Genomic DNA, 25,416 nt, shown 5'->3' with positions numbered 1-25,416 from the left:
ACGGATGCTGACGCTCCACCGGGTCCGGGCCGTCCGGCTCACCCGCGCCGAGGACACCGAGCCGCTCCCCGGCTACGCGGTCCTCGTCGACGGCGACCGCCTGGCCGCCATCGGCCCCTACGAGGAACTACTGGCGGCCTACGGGACGGCCTATGGAACGGGTGCCTCCGAGAGGGGCGCCTACGGAGCGAATGCTGCGTACGCATCGGGCGGCTGCGGGACGGACGCTCCGCCTGCCGGCGCGGAGCCGGGAGCCCGGCCGAGCATCCGGGTCCGGGAGTGGGACGGCATCCTCACGCCCGGACGCCACGAACCGGACGGCGCGGCACTGCTGGAGGCCGCCTACCACCCCGACCCGCGCGAGGCCGCCGAACTGGGCACGGAGCCGCTGACCGGCGCGGCGCTGGCCGCCCTGCCGATGACCGAGACCCGCTGGGGCGCCAGCGCCCGCCGCGGCCTCCAGCGCCTCCTGGCCGCCGGTACCACTTCCCTGGCGGGCCCCTTCACCCGCCCCGCGGTCCGCACCGCCGTCCAGCGCTCCGGCCTCCGCCAGACCGACCACCTGGAAGAGACCGAGGCGCCCCTGTCCACCTCCGTGGCCCTCGCCCCCGGCGCCCCGGCCGACTTCGCCGTCTTCGCCCCGGACGGCACCTGCCTGGCCACCGTCCTCTCCGGCCGCCTTGTCCACCGCCGCCGCTGACCCCTGACGCCGCGCCCACCTCTCAACTACACTCCGTAACGAACCCGGAACTTCTCACGCTCCGTAATCGTTGCCGAAAGAGGAAGGAGGCAGGCGGCCCAAGGCACACACAACAGGCACGCACGACCCGGCCACAAGCGCCTGAGGCCCAGTGGAACGCGACCCGGCCACGAGCGCCTGAGCCCAGCGGAACGCGACCGATCGTGGGCGCCTGGGGCCGGTCGTGGGCGCCTGGGGCCCGTGGAATGCGGCCCGGCTGTGGGCGCCTGGGGCTCGCGGGGGGTGGCCCGATCGCTGCCCTGAACTGCACGTTCACCCCGATGCCCCCCGTGGCCCCCCGTGCGGAACCGAGCCCGTCACCCCGCCCCGCCTCCACCCGCTTCCACGCCCGCCAAGAACTCGCCAGGGCCGCCCCGTCAAGAACTCGTCAGGGCCGGTCGACCACGCGTCAGGGCGGTGTCAACAGAAACGGAACAGTGGATTCAGCCCGGCAGGATCTTGGTTGCGGGGACGGCCGTCGCCCGGCTGCTCACGATGCGTTACGCGCCGATCGTCACGACGCGTTACGTGCCGCTCGACCACCCGGAATGTCAGAGGGGGGCATGACGGCCGTCCCCGACCAAAGACCTGCCCCGACCAAAGACCTGCCCCGGCAAAGACGTGCCCCGGTTTCGCCGAGGTCGGGCCCGCGCTCGACGGGCCGCCCGCGTCTGGCGAGGCGTCCCGCCCCACGCCGGCCCCAGACCGCGGCGCACACCGGCCCCAGGCTCCGTCCCACTTGGCTTGGGTTGGCCGGGTCGGCCGGGGCCTGGGGCCGGCGGCCGGGTCGGTCGGGTTGGCTTGGGTCGGCCGGGGCTTGGGGCCGGTGCCCGGTGCCTGGCTTCGGTGGTGCACGGTGGACAATGGCCCGGTGACCCGAGCATCCCTGGACAAGCAGCCGAACGAAGTCGCCGCGATGTTCGACGACGTGGCGGCGCGGTACGACCTCACCAACGACGTGCTCTCCCTGGGCCAGGCGCGGCTCTGGCGCAAGGCGGTGGATCGTGCGGTGGCCGCGCGGCCCGCCGAGCGGGTGCTCGACCTTGCGGCCGGGACGGGCACGTCGTCGCTGCCGTTCGCGCGGACCGGGGCGTACGTCGTGCCGTGCGACTTCTCGGTCGGGATGCTGCAGGAGGGCAAGAAGCGGCGCCCGTGGCTGCCGTTCGCGGCGGGGGACGGGATGCGGCTGCCGTTCGCGGACGGGGTGTTCGACGCCGTCACCATCTCCTTCGGGCTGCGGAACATCCAGGACACCGATGTCGCGCTGGCCGAGTTGTACCGCGTCACCAAGCCCGGTGGGCGGGTGGTGATCTGCGAGTTCAGCGAGCCGACCTGGGAGCCGTTCCGGACCGTCTACGCCGAGTACCTGATGCGGGCGCTGCCGCCGGTCGCGCGTGCGGTCAGCAGCAACCCGGAGGCGTACGTCTACCTCGCGGAGTCCATCCGCACCTGGCCCAACCAGCCTGAGCTGGCCGCCCGGCTCCAGGGCGCGGGCTGGACCGAGGTCGCCTGGCGCAACCTGTCCGGTGGGGTCGTGGCGCTGCACCGGGGCACCAAGCCGGTCGAGGGCTGATCAGGGGCTGGAGCCGGGACGGGGGGGGCAGGGGCCGGAGCCCCGGCTGTAGGTGAAGGGCCCGCCCCCGACGGCAAAAACCGTCGGGGGCGGGCCCTTCACCTGTTGCCGCTTCACCTGTTGCCGGATGCCGCAGTGGACCGATGGTGGCCCGGTGGCGGGGCCCGTTCACTGAGCCCGTTCACTGAGCCAGTTCACTGAGCCCGTTCACCGGGCGCTGGTCGTTGACGGCTTGCCCGCGTTGCTTCCTGCTTGCCCCGGTTACTTCTTGAAGGCGTAGTCCAGCAGCTTTTTGGCGTCCGCGGTGCGGTTGTCCAGGGACGAGGAGGCCAGGACCGTGCCGATGACGGTCTTGCCGCCGCGGGTGGCGGCGAAGACCAGGCAGTACTTGGCCTCCGGGCCCGAGCCGGTCTTCACGCCGATGGTGCCCTGGTAGCTGCCGAGCAGGTTGTTGGTGTTGGTCCACGACATGTAGCGGTAGCCGCCGTTCTGCGTGGTGACCTTCTGCTTGGTGGACTTCGTCCCCACCACCGTGCGGAAGGTGGAGAACTTCATCGCGTTGCTGGCGAGCTTGGTCAGGTCGCGCGGGGTCGAGTAGTTCGTACCACGCCCTATTCCGTCGAACGAGTCGAAGTGGGTGTTCTTCATGCCCAGGTTCTTGGCGGTGGCGTTCATCTGGCCGATGAACGACTTCACCCGGGCGTCGCGGGTCGAGCCGCTGCCGAAGGTGTCGGCCAGCGCGTAGGCCGCGTCGCAGCCGGACGGGAGCATCAGCCCGTAGAGCAGCTGACGGACCGTCACCTTGTCGCCGACGATCAAGTGGGCCGACGAGGCCCAGTTGTTGTTGACGATGTAGTCGCTGTACGCCTTCTGGATCGTGACCTTGGAATCCAGGTTGAGGTTCTTCTGGGCCAGCACCACCCGGGCCGTCATGATCTTGGTGGTGGAGCCGGTGGACCGGCGGGTGTCGGCGGCCTTGCCGTAGAGCGTCGCGCCGCTGCCGTTGTTCATCACGAAACCGCCGGCGGCGGTGATGCTGGGCGTCGGGAGGCCGGCGGCCTGCGCCTGGGAGCCGAACGCCCCGGCGGTCAGGACGGCGCCGGTGGTGAGGGCCACGGCGGATGCGCGCCGCATGCCCTTGATGCCCTTGATGCGCCTGATGCCTTTGATGCCAATGTTCAAGTGGATGCTCCAAATACCCCTGCAGTGCGGTCACATGCAGTTGCGGACACCTGAGAGTGCCGCTGCCCCTTGAGACATCCGGGGCGCGGCAATGGATGCGCGGGAGGCGCTCTTCTTTCGGTCAAATCCGGGGAGTGGGGGCCGGGCACCGCAGCGATCCGGTCCCAGGTGTCGAGGACGCCAAGAAGGCCGAGAACCGTGCCCAGGCCCAGGCGCCGAGAACGGTGCCCGGTCCAGGCGTCCACATCCCCCACGCCCCCACCGCCCCGCGACCCCGCCTCACAGATCCAGGCGATGGCAGTGCGCCGTCCGCCTGCCGTCCGGTGTGGGGACGGTCTCGGCCGGGCGCATGCCCAGGCGGCGGGCGACCGCGATCGAGCGTGCGTTGCGGGAGTCGATCATCGACACCACGTGCCGGACGCCGGCCGCCCGTACGGCGTGCAGCGCACGTTGCGCGGCCGTCGTGGCGTACCCCTTGCCCCAGTACGCCCGGCCCAGTCTCCACCCGATCTCGATCTCGCCGGCCGGGCCCCACTCCTGCGGCCAGGGCTGGGCGCCGGTGAAGCCGATGACCGCGCCGTCCGCCGGGTCCAGCAGGGTGTAGAGGCAGAAGCCGCGTTCGGCGTGGTGACGGCGCTGGAGTGGGGCCTCCCCTGCTCGAACGAAGCTGAGAGCTTGGGGAAAGTGAGCTCCTCGTAGACCGAGAGTTCGGCGGGGGTGCCGCCGTGGAACTCCATCACCTCGGGGTCGTCGAAGACCCGGTGCCAGTGCCATGCGTCCTCTTCGGTGGGGACCCGCAGTTCGACGGCGGGGAGGGGGCGTGCGGACCCCGGGGCGGGCACAGACGTCATGGGACAACCCTTCAGTTTCCGATCATCACGGCCCCCATAGACTGCACCTGCCCAGTGCCGGTCGGCACCCAGATATCCACAGCGGATATCCCGTTATCGACTTCCGGGAGACAATGCCGTGACCGAGTCCGCGTCCGTGACTGAGCCCGTGACCGAGCCCGCGACCGCGCCCCGATCGGAGCGCAGCGCGGATGTGATCGTCGTCGGTGCCGGACCGGCCGGCGCGACCACCGCGTACCACCTCGCCAAGTCCGGTCTGGACGTGCTGCTCCTGGAGAAGACCGCGTTCCCGCGCGAGAAGGTCTGCGGCGACGGGCTCACCCCGCGGGCCGTCAAGCAGCTGGTGGCGATGGGCATCGACATCTCCGAGGAGGCCGGCTGGCTGCGCAACAAGGGCCTGCGCATCATCGGCGGCGGCTCCCGGCTCCAGCTGGACTGGCCGGATCTCGCCTCCTTCCCGGACTACGGGCTGGTCCGCAAGCGCGACGACTTCGACGAGCAGCTGGCCCGCCAGGCGCAGAAGGCGGGCGCCCGGCTCCACGAGCGGTGCAACGTGGGCGCCCCGATCGTGAACGAGCTGACCGGGCACATCACCGGCGTGCACGCCAAGCTCGGCGACGAGAAGACGCCGGTGACCTTCCACGCCCCGGTCGTGGTGGCCGCCGACGGCAACTCCACCCGGCTGTCGCTGGCGATGGGGCTGCACCGGCGCGAGGACCGGCCGATGGGTGTCGCGGTGCGGACGTACTTCACCTCGCCGCGGCACGACGACGACTACCTGGAGTCCTGGCTGGAGTTGTGGGACCGCCGGGGCGCGCAGGACCGGCTGCTGCCGGGCTACGGCTGGATCTTCGGCATGGGCGACGGTACGAGCAACGTCGGTCTGGGGATCCTCAATTCCAGCTCCGCCTTCCGGGAGCTGGACTGGCGGGAGATCCTCAAGGCGTGGTGCGCGTCCATGCCGGAGGACTGGGGCTACACCCCGGAGAACATGACGGGTCCGATCCGCGGCGCGGCCCTGCCGATGGCGTTCAACCGCCAGCCGCACTACACCAAGGGCCTCCTCCTGGTCGGTGACGCGGGCGGGCTGGTGAACCCGTTCAACGGCGAGGGCATCGCCTATGCGATGGAGTCCGGCGCGATCGCGGCCGAGGTGATCGTCCAGGCGCACGCGCGCGCCACGTACGCCCAGCGCGAGCTGGCGCTGCACCGCTACCCGAAGGTCCTCAAGGACACCTACGGCGGCTACTACTCCCTGGGCCGGGCGTTCGTGAAGCTCATCGGCAACCCCCAGGTGATGCGGATCGCCACTCAGCGCGGGCTGACCCACCCGCTGCTGATGCGCTTCACGCTCAAGATGCTCGCCAACCTCACCGATCCGACGGGCGGCGACGCGATGGACCGGATCATCAACGGTCTGAGCAAGGTCGCGCCGAAGGCGTGAGCCTCGTCGGCGGGCCGGCCCCGGAAAACGGGGGCCGGCCCGCTGTCACATTCTCCGCGCGGGATCCGTCGGTGCAGTGACGGCGCCGAACCGAGGCGCCGGCCGGGACACCGGACGAGAGGCGAGGAGAGCAGTGATGGACGCACGAGTGACGGAAGCACGTATGCAGAACCCTGCGGTGGTCATCCCGGAGGCCATGCAGCCGCTGCTGGCCGTGGCCAAGGCGACCCGCACGGGCGGGGTGTCGGAGGAGACGCTGGAGCTGGTGCACCTGCGGGCCAGCCAGATCAACGGGTGCAGCTACTGCGTGGACGGCGGGGTCAAGAACGCCCGCAAGGCGGGGGTCGACGACCTGAAGCTGTTCGCGGTGGCGGCCTGGCGGGAGGCGCCGTACTTCAGCGACGAGGAGCGGGCCGCGCTGGCCCTCACCGAGGCCGCGACCCGGCTCGCGGACAGCTCCGACCCGGTGCCGGACGCGGTCTGGGACGCCGCCGCCGACCACTTCGACGAGAAGCAGCTGGCGGCGATCGTCCTGACGATCGGGCTGACCAACCTCTTCAACCGGCTCAACGCCACCACCCGGCAGCCGGCGGGCGCGGGCTGGTGAGCCGCCGGCCGCGGCCGGGGACCGTCCGCCCGGCCGCGGCCGGTTTCCGGCCACCGGCCACCGGCCGACGCCGACCGGCGGCCCGCCCCAACTCCCATGACCACCGAGGTAATTGAGCCACCCTTCCCGGCCCGGCATCGTGGTGCCCGTCGCGGCGAACGCAGCGAACGCGGCGCAACACGGTGAACGCAGCGAAACGCGGCGGAAAGCGCCACAACGGGAGGAAACGCCATGTTCTTCGAGGGCCACGACGGGACCCGCCTCTGGTACGAGGAGTACGGCCGGGGCGAGCCGCTGGTGTTCGTGTCGAGCGCGATGATGCCCACCGACATGTGGGAGTACCAGATCCCCTACTTCGTGGAGCGGGGCCACCGCTGCCTCACGTTCGACCGGCGCGGGCACGGCCGCTCGGACCGGCCGGCCGGCGGCTACGACACCGACTCGACCTCGGACGACCTGGCCGCCCTGCTGGACCATCTCGACCTGACCGGGGCGACCCTGGTCGGGCACTCGCTGGGCGGTGCGGAGGTCGCCCGCTATCTGGCCCGGCACGGTTCCGGGCGGGTCCGCCGGGCCGCGTTCGTCGCGGCGACCCTGCCGTTCATGAAGCAGACGGCCGACAACCCCGAGGGGCTGCCGGAGGCCGCGTTCGAGCAGTCGACGGCGCTGCTGCGGAGCGACCGGCCGCGGTGGATGGCCCAGCAGGCGCAGGTCTTCTTCGCCACCCACCTGGGCACCGACACCCACCCCCTCATGGTCGACCTCACCCTCCGGCAGGCGCTGTCGTGCGCGCCGTACGCCACGCTCCAGGTGCAGCACGCGGTCTTCCACACCGACCACCGGGCGGGGCTGCGCGGGATCGACATCCCGGCGCTGGTGGTGCACGGCACGGCCGACTTCTCGGCGCCGGTCGACGGCACCGGGCGGCGGACCGCGGAGCTGATCCCGGGCGCCGTCTACAAGGAGTACCCGGACGCCGGCCACGGCCTCTACGCCAGCCACCACGCCCGTCTCAACGAGGACCTGCTGGAGTTCCTCAAGGGCTGACGGGGCCCGACGGGGACCGGGAAATGCGGAACCGCCCCTTCCGAGCGGGGGAGGGGCGGTTCCGTCGTGCGGTCGGGGGTGCGCCGGTCGTCAGAGGACGCGCACCGCGCCGGTGGGCATGTCGTAGCTGAGGGGGCGCTCGACGATGCCGGTGCTCGGGTTCTGGGCGCCGATGAAGTTGCCGTTCCCGACGTAGACGGCGACGTGGTAGGCGCTGCCCGCGCTGCCCCAGTAGAGGATGTCGCCGACCTGGAGGTTGCCGAGGCCGACCTGGGTGCCGGCGGTCGACTGGCTCTGCGAGACGCGCGGCAGGTCGATGCCGATCTGCGAGAACGCGGCCTGGGTGAGGCCGGAGCAGTCGTACGAGGACGGGCCGCTGGAGCCGAGCACGTACGCCTTGCCGAGCTGCGCCTTGAGGAAGGAGACGAGGCCGGCGACGCTGCCGCTGCCGGTGGAGGGGGCGTCGGAGACGGCGGAGAGGGTGGTGCGGGCGTCGGAGCGGGAGGCGCGGGTCTGCGCGGCTTCCTTGGCCTGGCGGGCCTCTTCGGCGGCCTTCTTCGCCTCGGCCTCGGCCTTGGCCTTCTTCTCGGCGGCTTCCTTGGCCTTGTCCGCGGCCTGGTCGGCCTTGGCGGCCGCCGCGTCCTGGAGCGCCTGCCGCTCGTAGTTGAACGCGGCCTGCTGAGCGGCGTCGGCGCTCTTGGCGGCGCTGGTGGCCAGCGCCGTGGTGATGGTGGGCATCTCCTGGGTTTCGGAGACGGGCTTCTCGACGGCGTTGGCCGGCACGGTCGCGCCGGTCACCGCGAGGGTGAGGAAGCCACCGGTCACGCCCGCACGCAGGGCCCGCGAGGACGCGGAGCGGCGGGGCTTCCGGTGGCTGGGTATGAGTGCGTTCGGGGACATGGCACCACGGCTATCAGGAGCCGCAGGTTGCTGCCAACAAAGGTGGGGTGCGCCACACTTGACGTGTACGCGACGAATAAAACGGACTTTTCGTCTGGCGAAGGCGCCCTGACGGGATGTCCGAATTTCGCGATCATGTTCCTACGCACGGCATTTGATGGCCGGCGCGGCCTCCGGGCGCGCTTACCACTTCTTGATCCGCCACGCCAAGGCTTCCCGGGCGTCAAGGTCTCATGACTGCAAATCGCGTGGGATAGGTCACTCGTGAGTGTCCGTTATGTTCCCGTGACCGATCGTCGGCCGCCGACCGGCCGCGTGCCGCCCCGGAGTTCCGCGGCGCATCGCCCCAGAGCTTCGCCCGTCCCCCCTCCGCTCGTGAACGGGAGCACGTACCGACGATCACGGCGGGGTCACGAGCGCATCACGTCTACGGCCGTCGCGCCTATAGCAGTTGAGGTGTACCCGGCGCCAATTTGCCTGCGGCGCCTGCTTCTTGATATGGAAACAACCGCGCTGACCAGCGGTAACCCCGACGAATATCACCTCTCGTGATCACTCGCGTGCTTCGTGTGCAGAGATCACCGGTCATCCGGCTTCATGATCCTTCGTCAGGTGGTGAAGATCACAAAGTCGTTGTCCGGACCCGTGTCGCAGATCACAGACCGACGGGCATAAGATGCGGGCATCGGGCTTGTGAACTGCCTCACATGTGCACGATCGCCGTGGGGCGGCCGACGGGCCCGAGCGGACCGCCATCCAGTCATCGTCGACTGAAGGGAGCGAGGACGGTGAACGCCTATGCGCCCATCCTCGTACTGGGAGCCCTCGGGGCAGGCTTTGCGATCTTCTCCGTGGTCATGGCCACGCTCGTCGGCCCCAGGCGCTACAACCGGGCCAAGCTCGAAGCGTACGAATGCGGAATCGAGCCGACGCCACACCCGTCCGGTGGCGGTCGCTTCCCGATCAAGTACTACCTGACGGCGATGCTCTTCATCGTCTTCGACATCGAGATCGTCTTCCTCTATCCCTGGGCGGTCAGCTTCGACGCCCTGGGACTGTTCGGGCTCGTCGAGATGCTCCTCTTCGCGCTCACCGTCTTCGTCGCCTACGCCTACGTCTGGCGTCGCGGCGGCCTGGAATGGGACTAGGGGTCACCCATGGGACTGGAAGAGAAGCTGCCCAGCGGCTTTCTGCTGACCACTGTCGAGCAGGCCGCGGGCTGGGTGCGCAAGTCATCGGTCTTCCCGGCGACCTTCGGGCTGGCCTGCTGCGCCATCGAGATGATGACCACCGGCGCCGGGCGCTACGACCTGGCCCGCTTCGGCATGGAGGTCTTCCGCGGTTCCCCGCGGCAGGCCGACCTGATGATCGTGGCCGGCCGGGTCAGCCAGAAGATGGCGCCGGTGCTGCGGCAGGTCTACGACCAGATGCCGAGCCCGAAGTGGGTGATCTCCATGGGGGTTTGCGCCTCCTCGGGCGGCATGTTCAACAACTACGCGATCGTGCAGGGCGTCGACCACATCGTCCCCGTCGACATCTACCTGCCGGGCTGCCCGCCCCGCCCCGAGATGCTCATGGACGCCATCCTCAAGCTCCACCAGAAGATCCAGGGCGGCAAGCTCGGGGTCAACGCGGTGCGGGCGGCCCACGAGGAGGAGGCCGCGGCGCTCCGGGCGCTCCCGCTGATCGAGATGGACCGGTCCACCGAGAAACCCCACTTGGCAGAGAGGAAGGGGCTGTCGCGGTGAGCGAGCCGACCGACCCCAACGGCCCGGACGCCCCCGAGGAGGCCGTCCCGGCGCAGCGCGCGGACACCGGCGAGGTGATCGGCACCCGCCGCGGCATGTTCGGCGCCAACAACGGCGGCGACACCTCCGGTTACGGCGGACTGGTCCGCACCGTCCGGCTGCCCGGCGCCGGCACCCGCCCCTACGGCGGGCCCGCCGGCACCGAGGGCCCCGGCGTCTTCGACGAGATCGCCGACGAGCTGGAGGGCGCCCTCGACGAACAGGGCCTGGTGCCGGAGAACGTCATCGACAAGACCGTCGTGGACCGCGGCGAACTCACCTTCCACGTCCAGCGCGAGTACCTGCCGGTGGTCGCCCGGACGCTGCGCGACGACCCCGCGCTCCGCTTCGAGCTGTGCACCGGCGTCAGCGGCGTCCACTACCCGGGCGAGACCGGCCGCGAGCTGCACGCCGTCTACCACCTGCGGTCGATCACCCACAACCGGCTCATCCGGCTGGAGGTCGCCGTCCCCGACGCCGACCCGCACGTGCCGTCGATCGTGGACGTCTACCCGACCAACGACTGGCACGAGCGCGAGACCTACGACTTCTTCGGCCTGATCTTCGACGGGCACCCGGCGCTCACGCGGATCATGATGCCCGACGACTGGCAGGGCTTCCCCCAGCGCAAGGACTACCCCCTGGGCGGCATTCCCGTCGAGTACAAGGGCGCGCAGATCCCGGCTCCCGACCAGCGGAGGTCGTACACCTGATGAGCACTCCCAGCGAGGCGTCCCGCGCAACTCCCCGCGAGACCACCGAGGGCCCCGTCTACACCGTCACCGGTGGCGACTGGGACGAGATCGCCGCGGCCGCCGCCAAGTCCGACGACGAGCGGATCATCGTCAACATGGGGCCGCAGCACCCCTCCACGCACGGCGTGCTGCGGCTGATCCTGGAGATCGACGGCGAGACCGTCACCGAGGCCCGCTGCGGCATCGGCTACCTCCACACCGGCATCGAGAAGAACCTCGAATACCGGACGTGGACGCAGGGCACGACGTTCGTGACGCGGATGGACTACCTCACGCCGTTCTTCAACGAGACGGCGTACTGCCTGGCCGTGGAGAAGCTGCTCGGCATCACCGACGACGTCCCGGACCGCGCCACCGTCATCCGGGTGCTGCTGATGGAGCTCAACCGGCTCTCCTCGCACCTGGTGTGCATCGCCACCGGCGGCATGGAGCTGGGCGCCACCACGATCATGATCTACGGCTTCCGCGACCGCGAGCTGATCCTGGACATCTACGAGCTGATCACCGGCCTGCGGATGAACCACGCCTACATCCGCCCCGGCGGCCTGGCCCAGGACCTGCCGCCCGGCGCCGTCGACCAGATCCGCGCCTTCGTCAAGAAGATGCAGAAGAACATGGTCGAGTACGACAAGCTCGCCACCGGCAACCCGGTCTTCAAGGGGCGCATGGAGGGCATCGGCTACCTCGACCTGGCCGGCTGCATGGCCACCGGGGCCACCGGGCCGATCGTCCGCTCCGCCGGACTGCCCCACGACCTGCGCAAGGCGCAGCCGTACTGTGGATACGAGACCTACGACTTCGAGGTGCCGACGGCCGACACCTGCGACGCCTACGGCCGGTTCCTGATCCGGCTGGAGGAGATGCGCCAGTCGCTGCGGATCGTCGAGCAGTGCCTGGACCGGCTGGAGCCGGGGCCGGTGATGGTCGCCGACAAGAAGGTCGCCTGGCCCGCCCAGCTCGCCCTCGGCCCGGACGGCCTCGGCAACTCCCTCGACCACATCAAGAAGATCATGGGCACCTCGATGGAGGCCCTGATCCACCACTTCAAGCTGGTGACGGAGGGCTTCCGGGTCCCGCCGGGACAGGCGTACGCGGCTGTCGAGTCGCCCAAGGGCGAACTGGGCGTGCACGTGGTCAGCGACGGCGGCACCCGGCCCTACCGGGTGCACTTCCGCGACCCCTCCTTCACCAACCTGCAGGCCATGGCAGCGATGTGTGAAGGCGGCCAGGTCGCCGACGTCATCGTCGCCGTCGCGTCCATCGACCCCGTGATGGGAGGCGTCGACCGGTGAACGCCACTCCGGCACCCAAGGACGTCCCGCTGGGCATGCCCCGGCTACCGGCCCCCGACTACCCGGCCGACGTCAAGGCCCGGCTCGCCGCGGACGCCGAGGAGGTGATCGCCCGCTACCCCGACTCGCGTTCGGCGCTGCTGCCGCTGCTCCACCTCGTCCAGGCCGAGGAGGGCCACGTCAGCCGCACCGGCATCCGCTTCTGCGCCGAGCAGCTCGGACTGACCACCGCGGAGGTCACCGCCGTTGCGACCTTCTACTCCATGTACCGCCGGCGGGCCGGCGGGGACTACCAGGTCGGGGTGTGCACCAACACCCTGTGCGCGGTGATGGGCGGCGACGCCATCTTCGAGGACCTCAAGGAGCACCTCGGCGTCGGCAACGGCGAGACCACCGAGGACGGCGCGATCACCCTCGAACACATCGAGTGCAACGCCGCCTGCGACTTCGCCCCCGTGGTGATGGTCAACTGGGAGTTCTTCGACAACCAGACGCCCCGCTCCGCCCGGCAGCTCGTCGACGACCTGCGGGCCGGCCGGACCGTCCGGCCCACCCGCGGCGCCCCGCTCTGCTCCTTCAAGGAGACCGCGCGGATCCTCGCCGGCTTCCCCGACGGCCGGCCCGGCGCCGTCGAGGCGACCGGCGGCGCCGGTCCCGCCTCCCTGGCCGGACTGCGGCTGGCCAGGGGCGAGGCGCCCGGCGCCACCACGGACCACGTGATCGCCCCGCGGGCCGCCGCCCCCGCCGAGGAACCGCCCGGCGGCCGCCCCGGCGAGCAGGCGCCGCCGGGACACCCCAGTTCGCACGACGCCCCGCACGAGACCTCGGCCTCCGACGAAGCCTTCCCGGCCGGGCCCACCGCAGAGGAGGGGGAGTGATGACCGTGGCAGCCGAATTCGGCGGTGCCTCCCGGCCGCGCGCCGGCGGGACCAGCCCGGAGAAGGTCCTCGCCCCCGTGCTCTCCGCCTTCTGGGACGCCCCCGAGTCCTGGACGCTGGAGACCTATCTGCGCCACGACGGCTACGAAGGCGCCCGCAGAGCCCTCGCCATGGACCCGGACGACGTCATCGCCTACGTCAAGGACTCCGGGCTCCGCGGCCGCGGTGGCGCCGGCTTCCCGACCGGGATGAAGTGGCAGTTCATCCCGCAGGGCGACGGCAAACCGCACTACCTCGTCGTCAACGCCGACGAGTCGGAGCCCGGGACCTGCAAGGACATCCCGCTGCTCTTCGCCAATCCGCACTCCCTCATCGAGGGGATCGTGATCGCCTGTCACGCGATCCGCTCGCACCGCGCCTTCATCTACCTGCGCGGCGAGGTCGTGCCCGTGCTGCGCCGGCTGCACGAGGCCGTGCGGGAGGCGTACGCGGCGGGCTACCTCGGCAAGGGCGTCCTCGGCTCGGGCCTCGACCTGGACGTCACGGTGCACGCCGGCGCCGGCGCGTACATCTGCGGTGAGGAGACCGCGCTGCTGGACTCCCTGGAGGGCCGTCGCGGACAACCCCGGCTGCGTCCCCCCTTCCCGGCCGTGGCCGGCCTCTACGCCTGCCCCACTGTGGTGAACAACGTCGAATCCATCGCTTCGGTTCCCGCGATCCTGCACAAGGGCAAGGAGTGGTTCAGGTCGATGGGCAGCGAGAAGTCCCCGGGCTTCACGCTCTACTCGCTCAGCGGCCACGTCGCCAACCCCGGCCAGTACGAGGGCCCGTTGGGCATCACGCTGCGCCAACTCCTCGGCGTCAGCGGCGGGATGCGCCCCGGCCACCGGCTGAAGTTCTGGACGCCGGGCGGCTCCTCGACGCCGATGTTCACCCAGGAGCACCTCGACGTGCCGCTCGACTACGAGAACGTCGGCGCGGCCGGCTCGATGCTCGGCACCAAGGCGCTGCAGTGCTTCGACGAGACCACCTGCGTGGTGCGGGCAGTGACCCGCTGGACGGAGTTCTACGCCCACGAGTCCTGCGGCAAGTGCACCCCGTGCCGTGAAGGGACGTACTGGCTGGTGCAGTTGCTGCGCGACATCGAGGCCGGGAAGGGCCGGCCCGAGGACCTCGACAAGCTCGGCGACATCGCCGACAACATCAACGGCAAGTCCTTCTGCGCCCTCGGCGACGGCGCCGCCTCGCCGATCTTCTCCTCGCTCCAGTACTTCCGCGCGGAGTACGAGGAGCACCTCGCCGGCAGGGGCTGCCCCTTCGACCCCGCCAAGTCGACCCTCTGGGCCGACGACGACGCTCACCTGGGGGTGAACGCATGACCGTCACCACAACGGGGTCGAGCAGTGGCTCCGCTGCGGTGCCACCGGAGGACCTCGTCACCCTGACGATCGACGGCATCGAGATCTCCGTCCCCAAGGGGACGCTGGTCATCCGGGCCGCCGAACTCCTCGGCATCGAGATCCCGCGCTTCTGCGACCACCCGCTGCTGGACCCGGCGGGCGCCTGCCGGCAGTGCATCGTCGAAGTCGAGGGCCAGCGCAAGCCGATGGCCTCCTGCACCATCACCTGCACCGACGGGATGGTGGTCCGCACCCAGCTGACGTCCCCGGTGGCGGAGAAGGCGCAGCGCGGCGTGATGGAGCTGCTGCTGATCAACCACCCGCTCGACTGCCCGGTGTGCGACAAGGGCGGCGAGTGTCCGCTGCAGAACCAGGCGATGCAGGTCGGCGACCCCGACACCCGCTTCGAAGGAAAGAAGCGTACGTTCCCCAAGCCGGTGCCGATCTCCACCCAGGTGCTGCTGGACCGCGAGCGATGCGTGCTGTGCGCGCGGTGCACCCGCTTCAGCAACCAGATCGCCGGCGACCCGATGATCGAGCTGGTCGAGCGGGGCGCCCTGCAGCAGGTCGGCATCGGCGCGGGCGAGTCGTTCGCGTCGTACTTCTCCGGGAACACCATCCAGATCTGCCCGGTGGGCGCGCTCACTTCGGCCGCGTACCGCTTCCGGTCCCGCCCCTTCGACCTGGTCTCCTCGCCGTCGGTGTGCGAGCACTGCGCGGGCGGCTGCGCGACCCGCACCGACCACCGCCGGGGCAAGGTCCTGCGGCGGCTGGCGGCGGACGACCCCGAGGTCAACGAGGAGTGGATCTGCGACAAGGGGCGGTTCGCCTTCCGGTACGCGCAGGCCCGGGACCGGCTGGAGCACCCGCTGGTGCGCAACGCCGAGTCCGGTGAGCTGGAGCCGGTGAGCTGGCCGGCCGCGCTGGACGCCGCGGCCCGCGGACTGGTCGCCGCCCGGGGCCGGGCCGGTGTGCTGACCGGCGGCCGGCTGACCGTCGAGGACGCCTACGCCTACGCCAAGTTCGCCCGGGTCGCGCTGCACACCAACGACATCGACTTCCGGGCCCGGCCGCACAGCGCCGAGGAGGCCGACTTCCTGGCCGCCCAGGTCGCCGGCCGCGGCCGCGACCTGGCCGGGGACGGCGTCACGTACACCGCGCTGGAGCAGGCACCGGCGGTCCTGCTGGCCGGGATCGAGGCGGAGGAGGAGGCGCCCGGCGTCTTCCTGCGGCTGCGCAAGGCGCACCGCAAGCGCGGCCAGCGCACCTGGGGGCTGGCCAGTCACGCCACCCGCGGGCTGATCAAGGCCGGCGGGCGGCTGCTGCCGGCGGCGCCCGGCACCGAGACCGAGTGGCTGACAGCTCTCTCTCAGGCGGGGCCGGCGGGCGGGGTCGGCCTGGACGGCGAGGGGCGGGCCGCCGCGGAGGCGCTGCGCGCGGGCGGCGCGGTGATCGTCGTCGGCGAGCGGCTGGCGACGGTCCCCGGGGCGCTGACCGCGGCGCTCCGCACGGCCGCCGCGACCGGTGCTCGGCTGGTGTGGATGCCGCGCCGGGCGGGCGAGCGGGGCGCGGTGGAGGCCGGGGCGCTGCCGGGGCTGCTGCCCGGTGGCCGGCCGGCGACCGACCCGGTGGCGCGGGACGAGGTCGCCGCCGCCTGGGGCGTGGCCGCGCTGCCGCACCGGCACGGCCGGGACACCGGCCAGATGATCGAGGCCGCGGCCACCGGTGAGCTGGCCGCCCTGCTGGTGGCGGGCGTGGAGGTGGCCGATCTGCCGGATCCCGCACGGGCGTTGACCGCTCTGGACGAGGTCGGTTTCCTGGTCAGCCTGGAGCTGCGGCCGTCCGCGGTCACCGAGCGGGCGGATGTGGTCCTGCCGGTGGCGGCGGTGGTCGAGAAGGCCGGGACGTTCCTCAACTGGGAGGGCCGGGCCCGGTCGTTCGAGGCCGCGCTCAAGCCGGACCAGATGACCCGGCGGCAGCTGCTGCCGGACGCGCGGGTCCTGCAGATGCTCGCCGACGCCATGGCGGAGACCGACGGCGGTTCCGCCGTGGGGGCCCTGGACCTGCCGGACGTGCACGCCGTGCGCCGGGAGCTGGACCGGCTCGGCGGCTGGCGCGGCCCGTATGCCGGGGAGCCGCGGGAGACGGGGCGGTCGCTGCCCCGTCCGGGCGTCGGCGAGGCCGTGCTGGCCGGGCATCGGCTGCTGCTGGACCAGGGGGTGCTGCAGGAGGGCGACGACGCGCTGGCCGGCACCCGGCACGCCGCGGTGGCCCGTCTGTCGGCGACCACTGCCCGGGAGGCGGGGGTCGAGGAGGGCGGGCAGCTGGAGGTCACCGGGCCGGCCGGTTCGGTGCGGCTGCCGCTCCAGATCACGCCGATGCCCGACCGGGTGGTGTGGCTGCCGCTGAACTCCGTGGGCGGTGGCGTCGCCGCCGACACCGGGGCGCACCCCGGTGAGCTGGTGAAGGTCTCCGCCGTCCCGAGTGCGCCGGCGCCGGCCAAGGAGGTGGACGCATGATGCACCATCCCGGTTTTCCGGTGGCCGCGCTGGCCGCCCAGGAGGACCTGTCGATGTTCGGGCGGGACCCGTGGTGGCTGGTCGTCATCAAGGCGGTGTTCTGCTTCGCGTTCCTGATGCTGACGGTGCTGTTCTCCATCGTCTGGGAGCGCAAGGTCGTCGCCTGGATGCAGCTGCGGATCGGGCCCAACCGGCACGGGCCGTGGGGGATGCTCCAGTCCCTGGCCGACGGCGTGAAGCTGATGCTGAAGGAGGACCTGGTCGTCCGGCGCGCCGACAAGGCGGTGTACGTCCTCGCGCCGATCGTGGCGGCGATCCCGGCCTTCATGGCGATCGCGGTGATCCCCTTCGGCCCGGCGGGCAACGAGATCTCGATCTTCGGGCACCGCACCCCGATGCAGCTCACCGACCTCCCGATCGGCGTCCTCTACATCCTCGCCACGGCCTCGGTGGGCATCTACGGCATCGTGCTGGCGGGCTGGTCGTCCGGTTCGACGTATCCGCTGCTGGGCGGTCTGCGGTCGTGCGCGCAGATGATCTCGTACGAGATCGCGATGGGCGCGGCGTTCGCGTCGGTGTTCCTCTACTCCGGGTCGATGTCGACGTCGACCATCGTGGAGTCGCAGCAGAACAAGTGGTACGTGCTGCTGCTGCCGGTGTCGTTCCTCCTCTACATCGTGACGATGGTGGGGGAGACCAACCGTGCGCCGTTCGACATGCCGGAGTCCGAGGGCGATCTCGTCGGCGGCTTCAACACCGAGTACTCGTCGATCAAGTTCGCGATGTTCATGCTCGCCGAGTACGTCAACATGGTCACCGTCTCGTCGGTGGCGGTCACCCTCTTCCTGGGCGGCTGGCGGGCGCCCTGGCCGGTCTCGACGTTCTGGGAGGGCGCGAACCACGGCTGGTGGCCGCTGCTCTGGTTCACCGTCAAGGTGCAGCTGCTGCTGTTCTTCTTCATCTGGCTGCGCGGCACTCTTCCCCGGGTCCGCTACGACCAGTTGATGCGGCTGGGCTGGAAGGTCCTCATCCCGGTGTCGATGGTGTGGCTGCTGCTCGTCGCCACCGTCCGGGCGCTGAAGAACGAGGGCTACGACTTCTCGCAGATCGTGCTGTACGTGGGCGGCGGTGCGGTGGCGCTGCTGCTGATCTCGCTGGTCGTGGACTTCTTCCGGCGGGTGGAGCCGGAGGGCGGTGACGGCGAGGCCGCGTTCGATCCGATGGCCGGCGGGTTCCCCGTCCCGCCGCTGCCCGGGCAGACCCTGCCGCCGGTGCCGCGCCGACGTCCGCGCCGTGACGGGGAGTTGATTGTCAGTGGCCGGGTGGACACTGTGAGTGACGGAAATGAGAGCGACGGAAAGGGGGGCGACGGTGCCTGAGTTCCAGAACCCGGTGGCCGGCTTCGGCGTGACCTTCAAGGCCATGTTCAAGAAGCGGCTGACCGAGCAGTACCCCGAGGAGAAGAAGCCGACGGCGCCGCGTTTCCACGGCCGGCATCAGCTCAACCGCCATCCGGACGGGCTGGAGAAATGCGTCGGCTGCGAGCTGTGCGCCTGGGCCTGCCCGGCGGACGCGATCTATGTCGAGGGCGCCGACAACACCGACGAGGAGCGCTACTCCCCGGGCGAGCGGTACGGCGCGGTCTACCAGATCAACTACCTCCGCTGCATCCTGTGCGGCCTGTGCGTGGAGGCGTGCCCAACCCGCGCGCTCACCATGACCAACGAGTACGAACTCGCCGACCGCTCCCGCACCTCGCTCATCTACACCAAGGAAGAGCTGCTGGTGGGCCTGTCGGAGGGGATGGTCGACTCCCCGCACGCGATCCACCCGGGCATGACCGAACGGGACTACTACAACGGGCGGGTGACCCAGGCCGCGCCGGGCACGGTCCGGCAGGTCGCGCTCTCCAAGGGCGAGCGGCCGGCGGACGCCGGGGCCGCGCAGCAGGACACCCCGGGCGAGGAGGCGCACGCATGACGGGTCTCGCCGCCGCGGCCTCCTCGGGGGAGGCCGTGCAGTTCTGGCTCCTGGGCATCGTCGCCGTCGCCGGCGCGCTGTGCACGATCCTGATGAAGCGGGCCGTGCACAGCGCCCTCTCGCTCGCCGGGACCATGATCGTCCTGGCGGTCTTCTATCTGGCCAACGGTGCGTACTTCCTCGGCATCGTGCAGATCGTGGTCTACACCGGCGCGATCATGATGCTGTTCCTCTTCGTCGTGATGCTGGTCGGCGTCACCGCGGCGGACTCCCTCAAGGAGACCCTCAAGGGGCAGCGCTGGCTCGCCGCCGGTCTCGGTCTCGGCTTCGGCATCCTGCTGATCGCCGGCATCGGCAACGCCTCGCTCAAGGAGTTCAACGGCCTGGGCGACGCCAACGCCGGCGGCAACGTCCAGGGCCTGGCCGCGCTCATCTTCACCAAGTACGTCTTCGCCTTCGAGCTCACCGGCGCGCTGCTGATCACCGCGGTGGTCGGCGCGATGGTGCTCACCCACCGGGAGCGCACCGAGCGCGCCCGGACCCAGCGGGAGCGCTCTGAGGCCCGCATTCGCGAAGGCAAGCAAGTGACGCCGCTGCCCGCACCGGGTGTCTACGCCCGGCACAACGCCGTCGACATCCCCGGCCTGCTGCCGGACGGCACCGCCTCCGAGCTGACGGTCAGTCCGACATTGCGCGAGCGCGGCCAGGTGCGGGACGTCTCCGGCCAGTCGCTGGCCGAACTCAAGGCGCTGGAGCAGCAGTCCGAGGAGTGGCTGGGGCGGGCGCCCGGCCGGTCCGGGAAGAACGGGAAGAAGCGTTCCGGCCCCGCGGCGCCGAAGGAGGGGGCCCAGAAATGAATCCGGTCTACTACCTCTACCTCGCCGCCCTGCTGTTCACCATCGGCGCGGCGGGCGTGCTGATCAGGCGGAACGCCATCGTGGTGTTCATGTGCATCGAACTGATGCTGAACGCCGCCAACCTCGCCTTTGTCACCTTCTCGCGGATGCACGGGAATCTCGACGGCCAGATCATCGCCTTCTTCACGATGGTCGTCGCCGCGGCGGAGGTCGTGGTCGGCCTGGCCATCATCGTGTCGATCTTCCGCACCCGTCATTCGGCCTCGGTCGACGACGCCAGCCTGATGAAGCTGTAAGGGGTCGCCCAAAGTGGAGAACTTGATCGCGCTGCTCATCGCGCCACCGCTGGTCGGTGCGGCCCTGCTGCTGTGCGGCGGCAAACGCCTGGACCGCGCCGGCCACTGGATCGGCTCGCTGCTGGCGGTGGCCTCGTTCGCCGTCGGGGCGGTGCTCTTCGCCGACATGCTCGGCCGGAGCCCCGAGCACCGGATGCTGCACCAGCACCTGTTCAGCTGGATCCCGGTCGGCGGCTTCCGGGCCGATGTCGCCTTCCAGCTCGACCAGTTGTCGATGACCTTCGTCCTGCTGATCACGGGTGTCGGCTCACTGATCCACATCTACTCGATCGGCTACATGGCGCACGACGAGCGGCGCCGCCGCTTCTTCGGCTATCTCAACCTCTTCCTGGCGGCGATGCTGCTGCTCGTCCTCGCGGACAACTACCTCCTGCTGTACGTCGGTTGGGAGGGTGTGGGCCTGGCGTCGTACCTGCTCATCGGGTTCTGGCAGCACAAGCCCAGTGCGGCCACCGCCGCGAAGAAGGCGTTCCTGGTCAACCGCGTCGGCGACATGGGCCTGTCCATCGCGGTCATGCTGATGTTCACGACGTTCGGCACGTTCGCCTTCGGGCCGGTGCTCTCCTCGACCGGCGGCACGTCCGAGGGGAGGCTGACCGCCCTCGGGCTGCTGCTGTTGCTGGCCGCCTGCGGCAAGTCGGCGCAGGTGCCGCTCCAGTCCTGGCTGGGCGACGCCATGGAGGGCCCGACCCCGGTCTCGGCCCTGATCCACGCCGCCACCATGGTCACCGCCGGGGTGTATCTGATCACCCGCTCCGGCGCGATCTTCAACGCCGCGCCGGACGCCCAGACCGCCGTGGTCGCGGTCGGCGCGGTCACGCTCCTGTTCGGTGCGATCGTCGGTTGCGCCAAGGACGACATCAAGAAGGCGCTGGCCGGTTCGACGATGTCGCAGATCGGCTACATGGTGCTGGCCGCCGGCCTGGGCCCGATCGGCTACGCCTTCGCGATCATGCACCTGGTCACCCACGGCTTCTTCAAGGCGGGCCTCTTCCTCGGCGCCGGTTCCGTGATGCACGGGATGAACGACGAGGTGGACATGCGCCGTTACGGCGGTCTGCGCACGCACATGCCGGTCACCTTCGTCACCTTCGGGCTCGGCTATCTGGCCATCATCGGCTTCCCCGGCCTGTCCGGCTTCTTCTCCAAGGACAAGATCATCGAGGCGGCGTTCGCCCGTGGCGGCACCGAGGGCTGGATCCTCGGCGGCGCGGCCCTGCTGGGCGCCGCGATCACCGCGTTCTACATGACGCGGGTGATGCTGATGACGTTCTTCGGCGAGAAGCGCTGGGACCCACAGGAGTTCCGTCCGCACGAGTCGCCGAAGGTGATGACGATCCCGATGGTCCTGCTGGCGGTCGGCTCGGTCTTCGCGGGCGGGCTGTTCAGCGTGGGCGACGCCTTCGTCGGCTGGCTGGAGCCGGTCACCTCCTTCGCGCACGGCCACTCCCCGGTGGGCGCCGGTGTGGTCACCGCCGCCACGATGGTGGTGCTGGTCGTCGGCGTCGGCATCGCCTGGCTGATGTACGGCCGCCGGGCGGTCCCGGCCACCGCCCCGCGCGGTTCGCTGCTGACCCGGGCCGCCCGCCGCGATCTGCTCCAGGACGACTTCAACCACGTCGTCCTGGTGCGCGGCGGCGAGCACCTGACCCGCACGCTGGTCTATCTCGACCACTCCCTGGTGGACGGCGCGGTCAACGGCACGGCGGCCGCGATGGGCGGACTCTCCGGCCGGCTGCGCCGGTTGCAGACCGGCTTCGTCCGCTCGTACGCGGTCCAGATGCTGGGCGGGGCCGCCGTTCTCGTCGCCGCGACCCTGCTGATGAGGGGTGTCTGAGCCATGTCGTTTCCCCTTTTGACGGTCACCGCCGCGGTGCCGGCGGTCGGCGCGGTCGCCACCGCCGCGGTGCCCGCCGCCAGGCGCACCGCCGCCAAGTGGCTGGCGCTGCTGTTCTCGCTGGCCACCCTGGCGCTGGCGCTGCTGGTCGCGGTGCGCTTCGACCCGGGTGCCCGGGGACCGTTCCAGCTCACCGAATCCCACGACTGGATCCGGGACTTCGGCGTCCGCTACGACCTCGGCGTGGACGGCATCGCGGTCGCGCTGATCGCCCTGACCGCGCTGCTGATCCCGTTCGTCATCCTGGCGGGCTGGCACGACGCCGACCCCCCACAGGGCACGGCCGCGTCCGACGGCGGCTCCGCCGCGGGCCACCGCCGCTACAGCTGGCGCCCCACCCAGGGCTTCTTCGCGCTGATCCTGGCGGTCGAGGCGATGGTGGTGCTCTCCTTCGAGGCCACCGACGTCTTCCTCTTCTACCTCTTCTTCGAAGCCATGCTGATCCCGATGTACTTCCTCATCGGCGGCTTCGGGGACCGCGCCGGCGGCCGCGGTGCGCAGCAGGACGCCGCCCAGCGGTCGTACGCCGCGGTGAAGTTCCTGCTCTACAACCTCGTCGGCGGCCTGATCATGCTGGCCGCGGTGATCGGGCTGTACGCCGCCACCGCGCACCAGCTGGGCACCGGCACCTTCTCGCTGACGAAGATCGTCGAGGCCCGGGCGTCCGGCGCGCTGAGCCTGGACACCGGCACCGAGCGGCTGCTCTTCCTCGGCTTCTTCTTCGCCTTCGCGGTGAAGGCGCCGCTGTGGCCGCTGCACACCTGGCTGCCCAACGCCATGGGCGAGGCGACCTCCCCGGTCGCGGTGCTGATCACCGCGGTCGTCGACAAGGTCGGCACCTTCGCGATGCTGCGCTTCTGCCTCCAGCTCTTCCCGGAGGCCAGCAGCTGGGCCACCCCGGTCATCCTGGTGCTGGCGCTGATCAGCATCGTCTACGGCGCGCTGCTCGCCGTCGGCCAGCGGGACATCAAGCGGCTGATCGCCTACGCCTCGATCTCCCACTTCGGCTTCATCATCCTGGGCATCTTCGCGATGACGTCCCAGGGCCAGGGCGGCGCGACGCTCTACATGGTCAACCACGGCCTCTCCACCGCCGCGCTGATGCTGGTGGCCGGCTTCCTGATCAGCCGCCGCGGCTCGCGCCTGATCGCGGACTTCGGCGGGGTGCAGAAGGTCGCCCCGGTCCTCGCCGGCGCCTTCCTCGTCGGCGGCCTGGCCACCCTGTCGCTGCCCGGCCTGGCCCCCTTCGTCAGTGAATTCCTGGTCCTGGTCGGCACGTTCAGCCGCTATCCGGTGATCGGGATCATCGGCACCGTCGGCATCGTGCTGGCCGCGCTCTACGTCCTCGTCCTCTACCAGCGGACGATGACCGGTCCGGTCAAGGCGGAGGTCGACGGGATGCCCGACCTCAGGGCGCGGGAGCTGGTGGTGGTCGTGCCGCTGGTCGCGCTGCTGCTCTTCCTCGGGGTGTATCCCAAGCCGCTCACCGACATCGTCAACCCGGCGGTCCGGCACACCCTGTCCGTCGTGGACAAGAAGGATCCCAAGCCCACCGTGCGGGTGGACGCCGTGCCCGGCACAGACCGGCCCGGCCGGACCGCGCAGACCCAAGACGGGGAGGCCGCGAAGTGAGTTCCGTGGCAAGTGTCCACAGCCTGTGGACGGCGGCGGCCGGGACGCCGGGCAGAATCCCGGCCCCGAAGATCGAGTACGTCCAGCTGTCGCCGACGCTCATCGTCCTCGGTGCCGCGGTCCTCGGCATCGTGATCGAGGCGTTCCTGCCGCGCCGCGGCCGCTACTACGCCCAGGTGCTGCTGACGGTGGTGGCGCTGGCCGCCGCGTTCGCCGCGGTGATCGGCCTGGCGGCGGGCGGCTTCGGCTCGTCCAAGGCCCATGTGGCCGCGATGGGCGCGATCGCGGTGGACGGTCCGGCGCTGTTCCTCCAGGGCACCATCCTGCTGGTGTCGCTGATCGCGGTCTTCACCTTCGCCGAGCGCCGGCTGGACCCGGCGGCTCACGGCAGGCCGGTGGACTCCTTCGCCGCGCAGCCCGCGGCCGTCCCCGGTGGCGAGGCCGAACAGGCCGCGGTCAAGGCCGGGTTCACCACCACCGAGGTCTTCCCGTTGCTGCTCTTCGCGGTCGGCGGCATGCTGGTCTTCCCGGCCGCCGACGACCTGCTGACGCTCTTCATCGCGCTGGAGGTCTTCTCCCTCCCGCTGTACCTCCTGTGCGCGCTGGCCCGCCGCCAGCGGCTGCTCTCGCAGGAGTCCGCGGTGAAGTACTTCCTCCTCGGCGCCTTCTCCTCGGCCTTCCTGCTGTTCGGCGTGGCCCTGCTCTACGGCTACGCCGGCACCGTCAGCTACGCCGGGATCGCCGAGGTGGTCTCGGACGGCGCCCGGCAGATCGACCCGGCGCTGGCCGGCACGATGGGCAACGACGCGCTGCTGCTGATCGGCGGGGCGCTGGTGCTGATGGGCCTGCTGTTCAAGGTCGGTGCGGTGCCCTTCCACATGTGGACGCCGGACGTCTACCAGGGCGCCCCGACGCCGGTGACGGGCTTCATGGCGGCCGCCACCAAGGTCGCCGCGTTCGGCGCGCTGCTGCGGCTGCTGTACGTCGTCCTGCCGGGGATGCGCTGGGACTGGCGGCCGGTGATGTGGGGCGTGGCGATCGTGACGATGCTGGGCGGCGCGGTGCTGGCCATCACCCAGACCGACATCAAGCGGCTGCTGGCGTACTCCTCGATCGCGCACGCCGGTTTCCTCCTCGCCGGTGTCATCGCCACCAGTGAGGACGGCATCTCCTCGGTGCTCTTCTATCTGGCGGCGTACTCCTTCGTCACGCTCGGCGCGTTCGCCGTGGTGACGCTGGTCCGGGACGCCGGCGGCGAGGCCACCCACCTGTCCAAGTGGGCCGGGCTCGGGCGGCGTTCGCCCCTGGTGGCGGCGGTCTTCGCGGTGTTCCTGCTGGCCTTCGCGGGCATTCCGCTGACGTCCGGGTTCGCCGGGAAGTTCGCGGTGTTCAAGGCGGCGGCGGAGAGCGGCGCGGGCTGGCTGGTGGTGGTCGGTGTGATCGCCTCGGCGATCGCGGCGTTCTTCTACATCCGGGTGATCGTGCTGATGTTCTTCAGCGAACCGAAGGCGGACGGCCCGACGGTCGCGGTGCCCAGCGTCCTGACGTCCACCGCCATCGCCGTCGGCGTCGCGGCCACGCTGGTGCTGGGCGTGGCACCGCAGTACTTCCTCGATCTGGCCGGGCACGCGGGGATCTTCGTCCGCTGACCCGACCGCCACGTACGGCCGCCGCCCGGCGCCCCCGAGGGGGAGCCGGGCGGCGGCCGTCGTGCGTTCCG

Annotated in this window: 21 protein-coding genes and 1 pseudogene; 19 read left to right on the top strand and 3 right to left on the bottom strand. The window is 70.9% G+C overall.

Annotated elements, in window-relative coordinates:
• Positions 1 to 4 precede the first annotated feature (4 nt).
• On the top strand, positions 5 to 700 hold the full coding sequence (locus tag B073_RS0114615; protein WP_018538832.1) for an imidazolonepropionase-like domain-containing protein: 696 nt from the start codon (positions 5 to 7) through the stop codon (positions 698 to 700).
• 910 nt (positions 701 to 1,610) lie between these two features.
• On the top strand, positions 1,611 to 2,312 hold the full coding sequence (locus tag B073_RS0114610; RefSeq protein ID WP_018538831.1) for a demethylmenaquinone methyltransferase: 702 nt from the start codon (positions 1,611 to 1,613) through the stop codon (positions 2,310 to 2,312).
• Positions 2,313 to 2,573: 261 nt separating this feature from the next.
• Here B073_RS0114610 and B073_RS0114605 read toward each other — a convergent pair whose 3' ends face one another.
• Together B073_RS0114605 and B073_RS43965 are read right to left on the bottom strand one after the other, a co-directional pair.
• On the bottom strand, positions 2,574 to 3,446 hold the full coding sequence (locus tag B073_RS0114605; protein WP_037811707.1) for a D-alanyl-D-alanine carboxypeptidase family protein: 873 nt from the start codon (positions 3,444 to 3,446) through the stop codon (positions 2,574 to 2,576).
• Between the two features lie 327 nt (positions 3,447 to 3,773).
• A pseudogene (locus B073_RS43965) lies at positions 3,774 to 4,345 on the bottom strand (GNAT family N-acetyltransferase).
• Between the two features lie 118 nt (positions 4,346 to 4,463).
• On the opposite strand from B073_RS43965, the gene B073_RS0114595 reads away from it, so the two are divergent.
• The 3 genes from B073_RS0114595 (at position 4,464) to B073_RS0114585 (ending at position 7,443) form a co-directional block, all read left to right on the top strand.
• Positions 4,464 to 5,789: a geranylgeranyl reductase family protein gene (locus B073_RS0114595; RefSeq protein WP_018538828.1), complete on the top strand. Its 1,326-nt coding sequence runs from the start codon at positions 4,464 to 4,466 to the stop codon at positions 5,787 to 5,789.
• 136 nt (positions 5,790 to 5,925) lie between these two features.
• The gene (locus B073_RS0114590) at positions 5,926 to 6,396 is read left to right on the top strand and encodes a carboxymuconolactone decarboxylase family protein (protein WP_037811637.1); all 471 of its coding nucleotides are present in this window, start codon (positions 5,926 to 5,928) and stop codon (positions 6,394 to 6,396) included.
• A 231-nt stretch (positions 6,397 to 6,627) separates the two neighbouring features.
• The gene (locus tag B073_RS0114585) at positions 6,628 to 7,443 is read left to right on the top strand and encodes an alpha/beta fold hydrolase (protein ID WP_018538826.1); all 816 of its coding nucleotides are present in this window, start codon (positions 6,628 to 6,630) and stop codon (positions 7,441 to 7,443) included.
• Between the two features lie 90 nt (positions 7,444 to 7,533).
• Here B073_RS0114585 and B073_RS0114580 read toward each other — a convergent pair whose 3' ends face one another.
• A complete protein-coding gene (locus tag B073_RS0114580) occupies positions 7,534 to 8,343 on the bottom strand; it encodes a C40 family peptidase (RefSeq protein ID WP_018538825.1) in 810 nt (269 codons plus the stop codon).
• Positions 8,344 to 9,131: 788 nt separating this feature from the next.
• On the opposite strand from B073_RS0114580, the gene B073_RS0114575 reads away from it, so the two are divergent.
• The 14 genes from B073_RS0114575 to nuoN are packed head-to-tail and all read left to right on the top strand — an operon-like array spanning position 9,132 to position 25,345.
• Positions 9,132 to 9,491, top strand: a complete 360-nt coding sequence (locus tag B073_RS0114575) for an NADH-quinone oxidoreductase subunit A (RefSeq protein ID WP_018538824.1) — start codon at positions 9,132 to 9,134, stop codon at positions 9,489 to 9,491.
• Positions 9,492 to 9,500: 9 nt separating this feature from the next.
• Complete coding sequence (locus B073_RS0114570) at positions 9,501 to 10,091, top strand: NuoB/complex I 20 kDa subunit family protein (RefSeq protein ID WP_018538823.1); 591 nt, start codon at positions 9,501 to 9,503, stop codon at positions 10,089 to 10,091.
• Positions 10,088 to 10,843, top strand: coding sequence for an NADH-quinone oxidoreductase subunit C (locus B073_RS0114565; RefSeq protein ID WP_018538822.1), 756 nt, complete (start codon positions 10,088 to 10,090; stop codon positions 10,841 to 10,843). Before B073_RS0114570 ends, B073_RS0114565 begins: the two co-directional genes overlap by 4 nt.
• A complete protein-coding gene (locus B073_RS0114560; protein WP_018538821.1) occupies positions 10,843 to 12,177 on the top strand; it encodes an NADH-quinone oxidoreductase subunit D in 1,335 nt (444 codons plus the stop codon). The genes B073_RS0114565 and B073_RS0114560 overlap by 1 nt, the downstream gene beginning before the upstream one ends.
• A 35-nt stretch (positions 12,178 to 12,212) precedes the next feature.
• Complete coding sequence (gene nuoE, locus B073_RS0114555; protein ID WP_037811703.1) at positions 12,213 to 13,055, top strand: NADH-quinone oxidoreductase subunit NuoE; 843 nt, start codon at positions 12,213 to 12,215, stop codon at positions 13,053 to 13,055.
• A complete protein-coding gene (nuoF, locus tag B073_RS0114550) occupies positions 13,055 to 14,434 on the top strand; it encodes an NADH-quinone oxidoreductase subunit NuoF (RefSeq protein ID WP_018538819.1) in 1,380 nt (459 codons plus the stop codon). The genes nuoE and nuoF overlap by 1 nt, the downstream gene beginning before the upstream one ends.
• Positions 14,431 to 16,974 carry an NADH-quinone oxidoreductase subunit G gene (locus tag B073_RS0114545; protein WP_026247370.1) on the top strand — a complete coding sequence of 848 codons (2,544 nt, stop codon included), beginning with the start codon at positions 14,431 to 14,433 and terminating at the stop codon, positions 16,972 to 16,974. Before nuoF ends, B073_RS0114545 begins: the two co-directional genes overlap by 4 nt.
• The gene (gene nuoH / locus B073_RS0114540; RefSeq protein WP_018538817.1) at positions 16,971 to 18,353 is read left to right on the top strand and encodes an NADH-quinone oxidoreductase subunit NuoH; all 1,383 of its coding nucleotides are present in this window, start codon (positions 16,971 to 16,973) and stop codon (positions 18,351 to 18,353) included. Before B073_RS0114545 ends, nuoH begins: the two co-directional genes overlap by 4 nt.
• Positions 18,346 to 18,954 carry an NADH-quinone oxidoreductase subunit NuoI gene (nuoI, locus tag B073_RS0114535; protein WP_018538816.1) on the top strand — a complete coding sequence of 203 codons (609 nt, stop codon included), beginning with the start codon at positions 18,346 to 18,348 and terminating at the stop codon, positions 18,952 to 18,954. The genes nuoH and nuoI overlap by 8 nt, the downstream gene beginning before the upstream one ends.
• On the top strand, positions 18,951 to 19,811 hold the full coding sequence (locus tag B073_RS0114530) for an NADH-quinone oxidoreductase subunit J (protein WP_018538815.1): 861 nt from the start codon (positions 18,951 to 18,953) through the stop codon (positions 19,809 to 19,811). The genes nuoI and B073_RS0114530 overlap by 4 nt, the downstream gene beginning before the upstream one ends.
• The gene (gene nuoK / locus B073_RS0114525) at positions 19,808 to 20,107 is read left to right on the top strand and encodes an NADH-quinone oxidoreductase subunit NuoK (protein WP_018538814.1); all 300 of its coding nucleotides are present in this window, start codon (positions 19,808 to 19,810) and stop codon (positions 20,105 to 20,107) included. The genes B073_RS0114530 and nuoK overlap by 4 nt, the downstream gene beginning before the upstream one ends.
• Before the next feature lie 13 nt (positions 20,108 to 20,120).
• Positions 20,121 to 22,004, top strand: coding sequence for an NADH-quinone oxidoreductase subunit L (gene nuoL / locus B073_RS0114520; protein ID WP_018538813.1), 1,884 nt, complete (start codon positions 20,121 to 20,123; stop codon positions 22,002 to 22,004).
• A gap of 3 nt (positions 22,005 to 22,007) precedes the next feature.
• On the top strand, positions 22,008 to 23,696 hold the full coding sequence (locus B073_RS0114515; RefSeq protein WP_026247368.1) for an NADH-quinone oxidoreductase subunit M: 1,689 nt from the start codon (positions 22,008 to 22,010) through the stop codon (positions 23,694 to 23,696).
• The gene (gene nuoN / locus B073_RS0114510) at positions 23,693 to 25,345 is read left to right on the top strand and encodes an NADH-quinone oxidoreductase subunit NuoN (RefSeq protein WP_018538811.1); all 1,653 of its coding nucleotides are present in this window, start codon (positions 23,693 to 23,695) and stop codon (positions 25,343 to 25,345) included. The genes B073_RS0114515 and nuoN overlap by 4 nt, the downstream gene beginning before the upstream one ends.
• The last annotated feature ends 71 nt before the right edge of the window (positions 25,346 to 25,416 follow it).

Source organism: Streptomyces sp. MspMP-M5, assembly GCF_000373585.1.
In the GTDB taxonomy this organism is placed as follows: Bacteria; Actinomycetota; Actinomycetes; order Streptomycetales; family Streptomycetaceae; genus Streptomyces.
The sequence above is the reverse complement of the archived record's forward strand: the minus strand, read 5'-3'. Positions and strand labels throughout refer to the sequence as shown.

Coding starts and splice junctions, on each gene's coding strand:
- B073_RS0114615 (WP_018538832.1), top strand. CDS start 5: ATGCTGACGCTCCACCGGGTCCGGGCCGTCCGGCTCACCCGCGCCGAG.
- B073_RS0114605 (WP_037811707.1), bottom strand. CDS start 3,446: ATGCGGCGCGCATCCGCCGTGGCCCTCACCACCGGCGCCGTCCTGACC.
- B073_RS0114590 (WP_037811637.1), top strand. CDS start 5,926: ATGGACGCACGAGTGACGGAAGCACGTATGCAGAACCCTGCGGTGGTC.
- B073_RS0114585 (WP_018538826.1), top strand. CDS start 6,628: ATGTTCTTCGAGGGCCACGACGGGACCCGCCTCTGGTACGAGGAGTAC.
- B073_RS0114580 (WP_018538825.1), bottom strand. CDS start 8,343: ATGTCCCCGAACGCACTCATACCCAGCCACCGGAAGCCCCGCCGCTCC.
- B073_RS0114570 (WP_018538823.1), top strand. CDS start 9,501: ATGGGACTGGAAGAGAAGCTGCCCAGCGGCTTTCTGCTGACCACTGTC.
- B073_RS0114560 (WP_018538821.1), top strand. CDS start 10,843: ATGAGCACTCCCAGCGAGGCGTCCCGCGCAACTCCCCGCGAGACCACC.
- nuoE (WP_037811703.1), top strand. CDS start 12,213: ATGCCCCGGCTACCGGCCCCCGACTACCCGGCCGACGTCAAGGCCCGG.
- nuoF (WP_018538819.1), top strand. CDS start 13,055: ATGACCGTGGCAGCCGAATTCGGCGGTGCCTCCCGGCCGCGCGCCGGC.
- B073_RS0114545 (WP_026247370.1), top strand. CDS start 14,431: ATGACCGTCACCACAACGGGGTCGAGCAGTGGCTCCGCTGCGGTGCCA.
- nuoH (WP_018538817.1), top strand. CDS start 16,971: ATGATGCACCATCCCGGTTTTCCGGTGGCCGCGCTGGCCGCCCAGGAG.
- B073_RS0114530 (WP_018538815.1), top strand. CDS start 18,951: ATGACGGGTCTCGCCGCCGCGGCCTCCTCGGGGGAGGCCGTGCAGTTC.
- nuoK (WP_018538814.1), top strand. CDS start 19,808: ATGAATCCGGTCTACTACCTCTACCTCGCCGCCCTGCTGTTCACCATC.
- B073_RS0114515 (WP_026247368.1), top strand. CDS start 22,008: ATGTCGTTTCCCCTTTTGACGGTCACCGCCGCGGTGCCGGCGGTCGGC.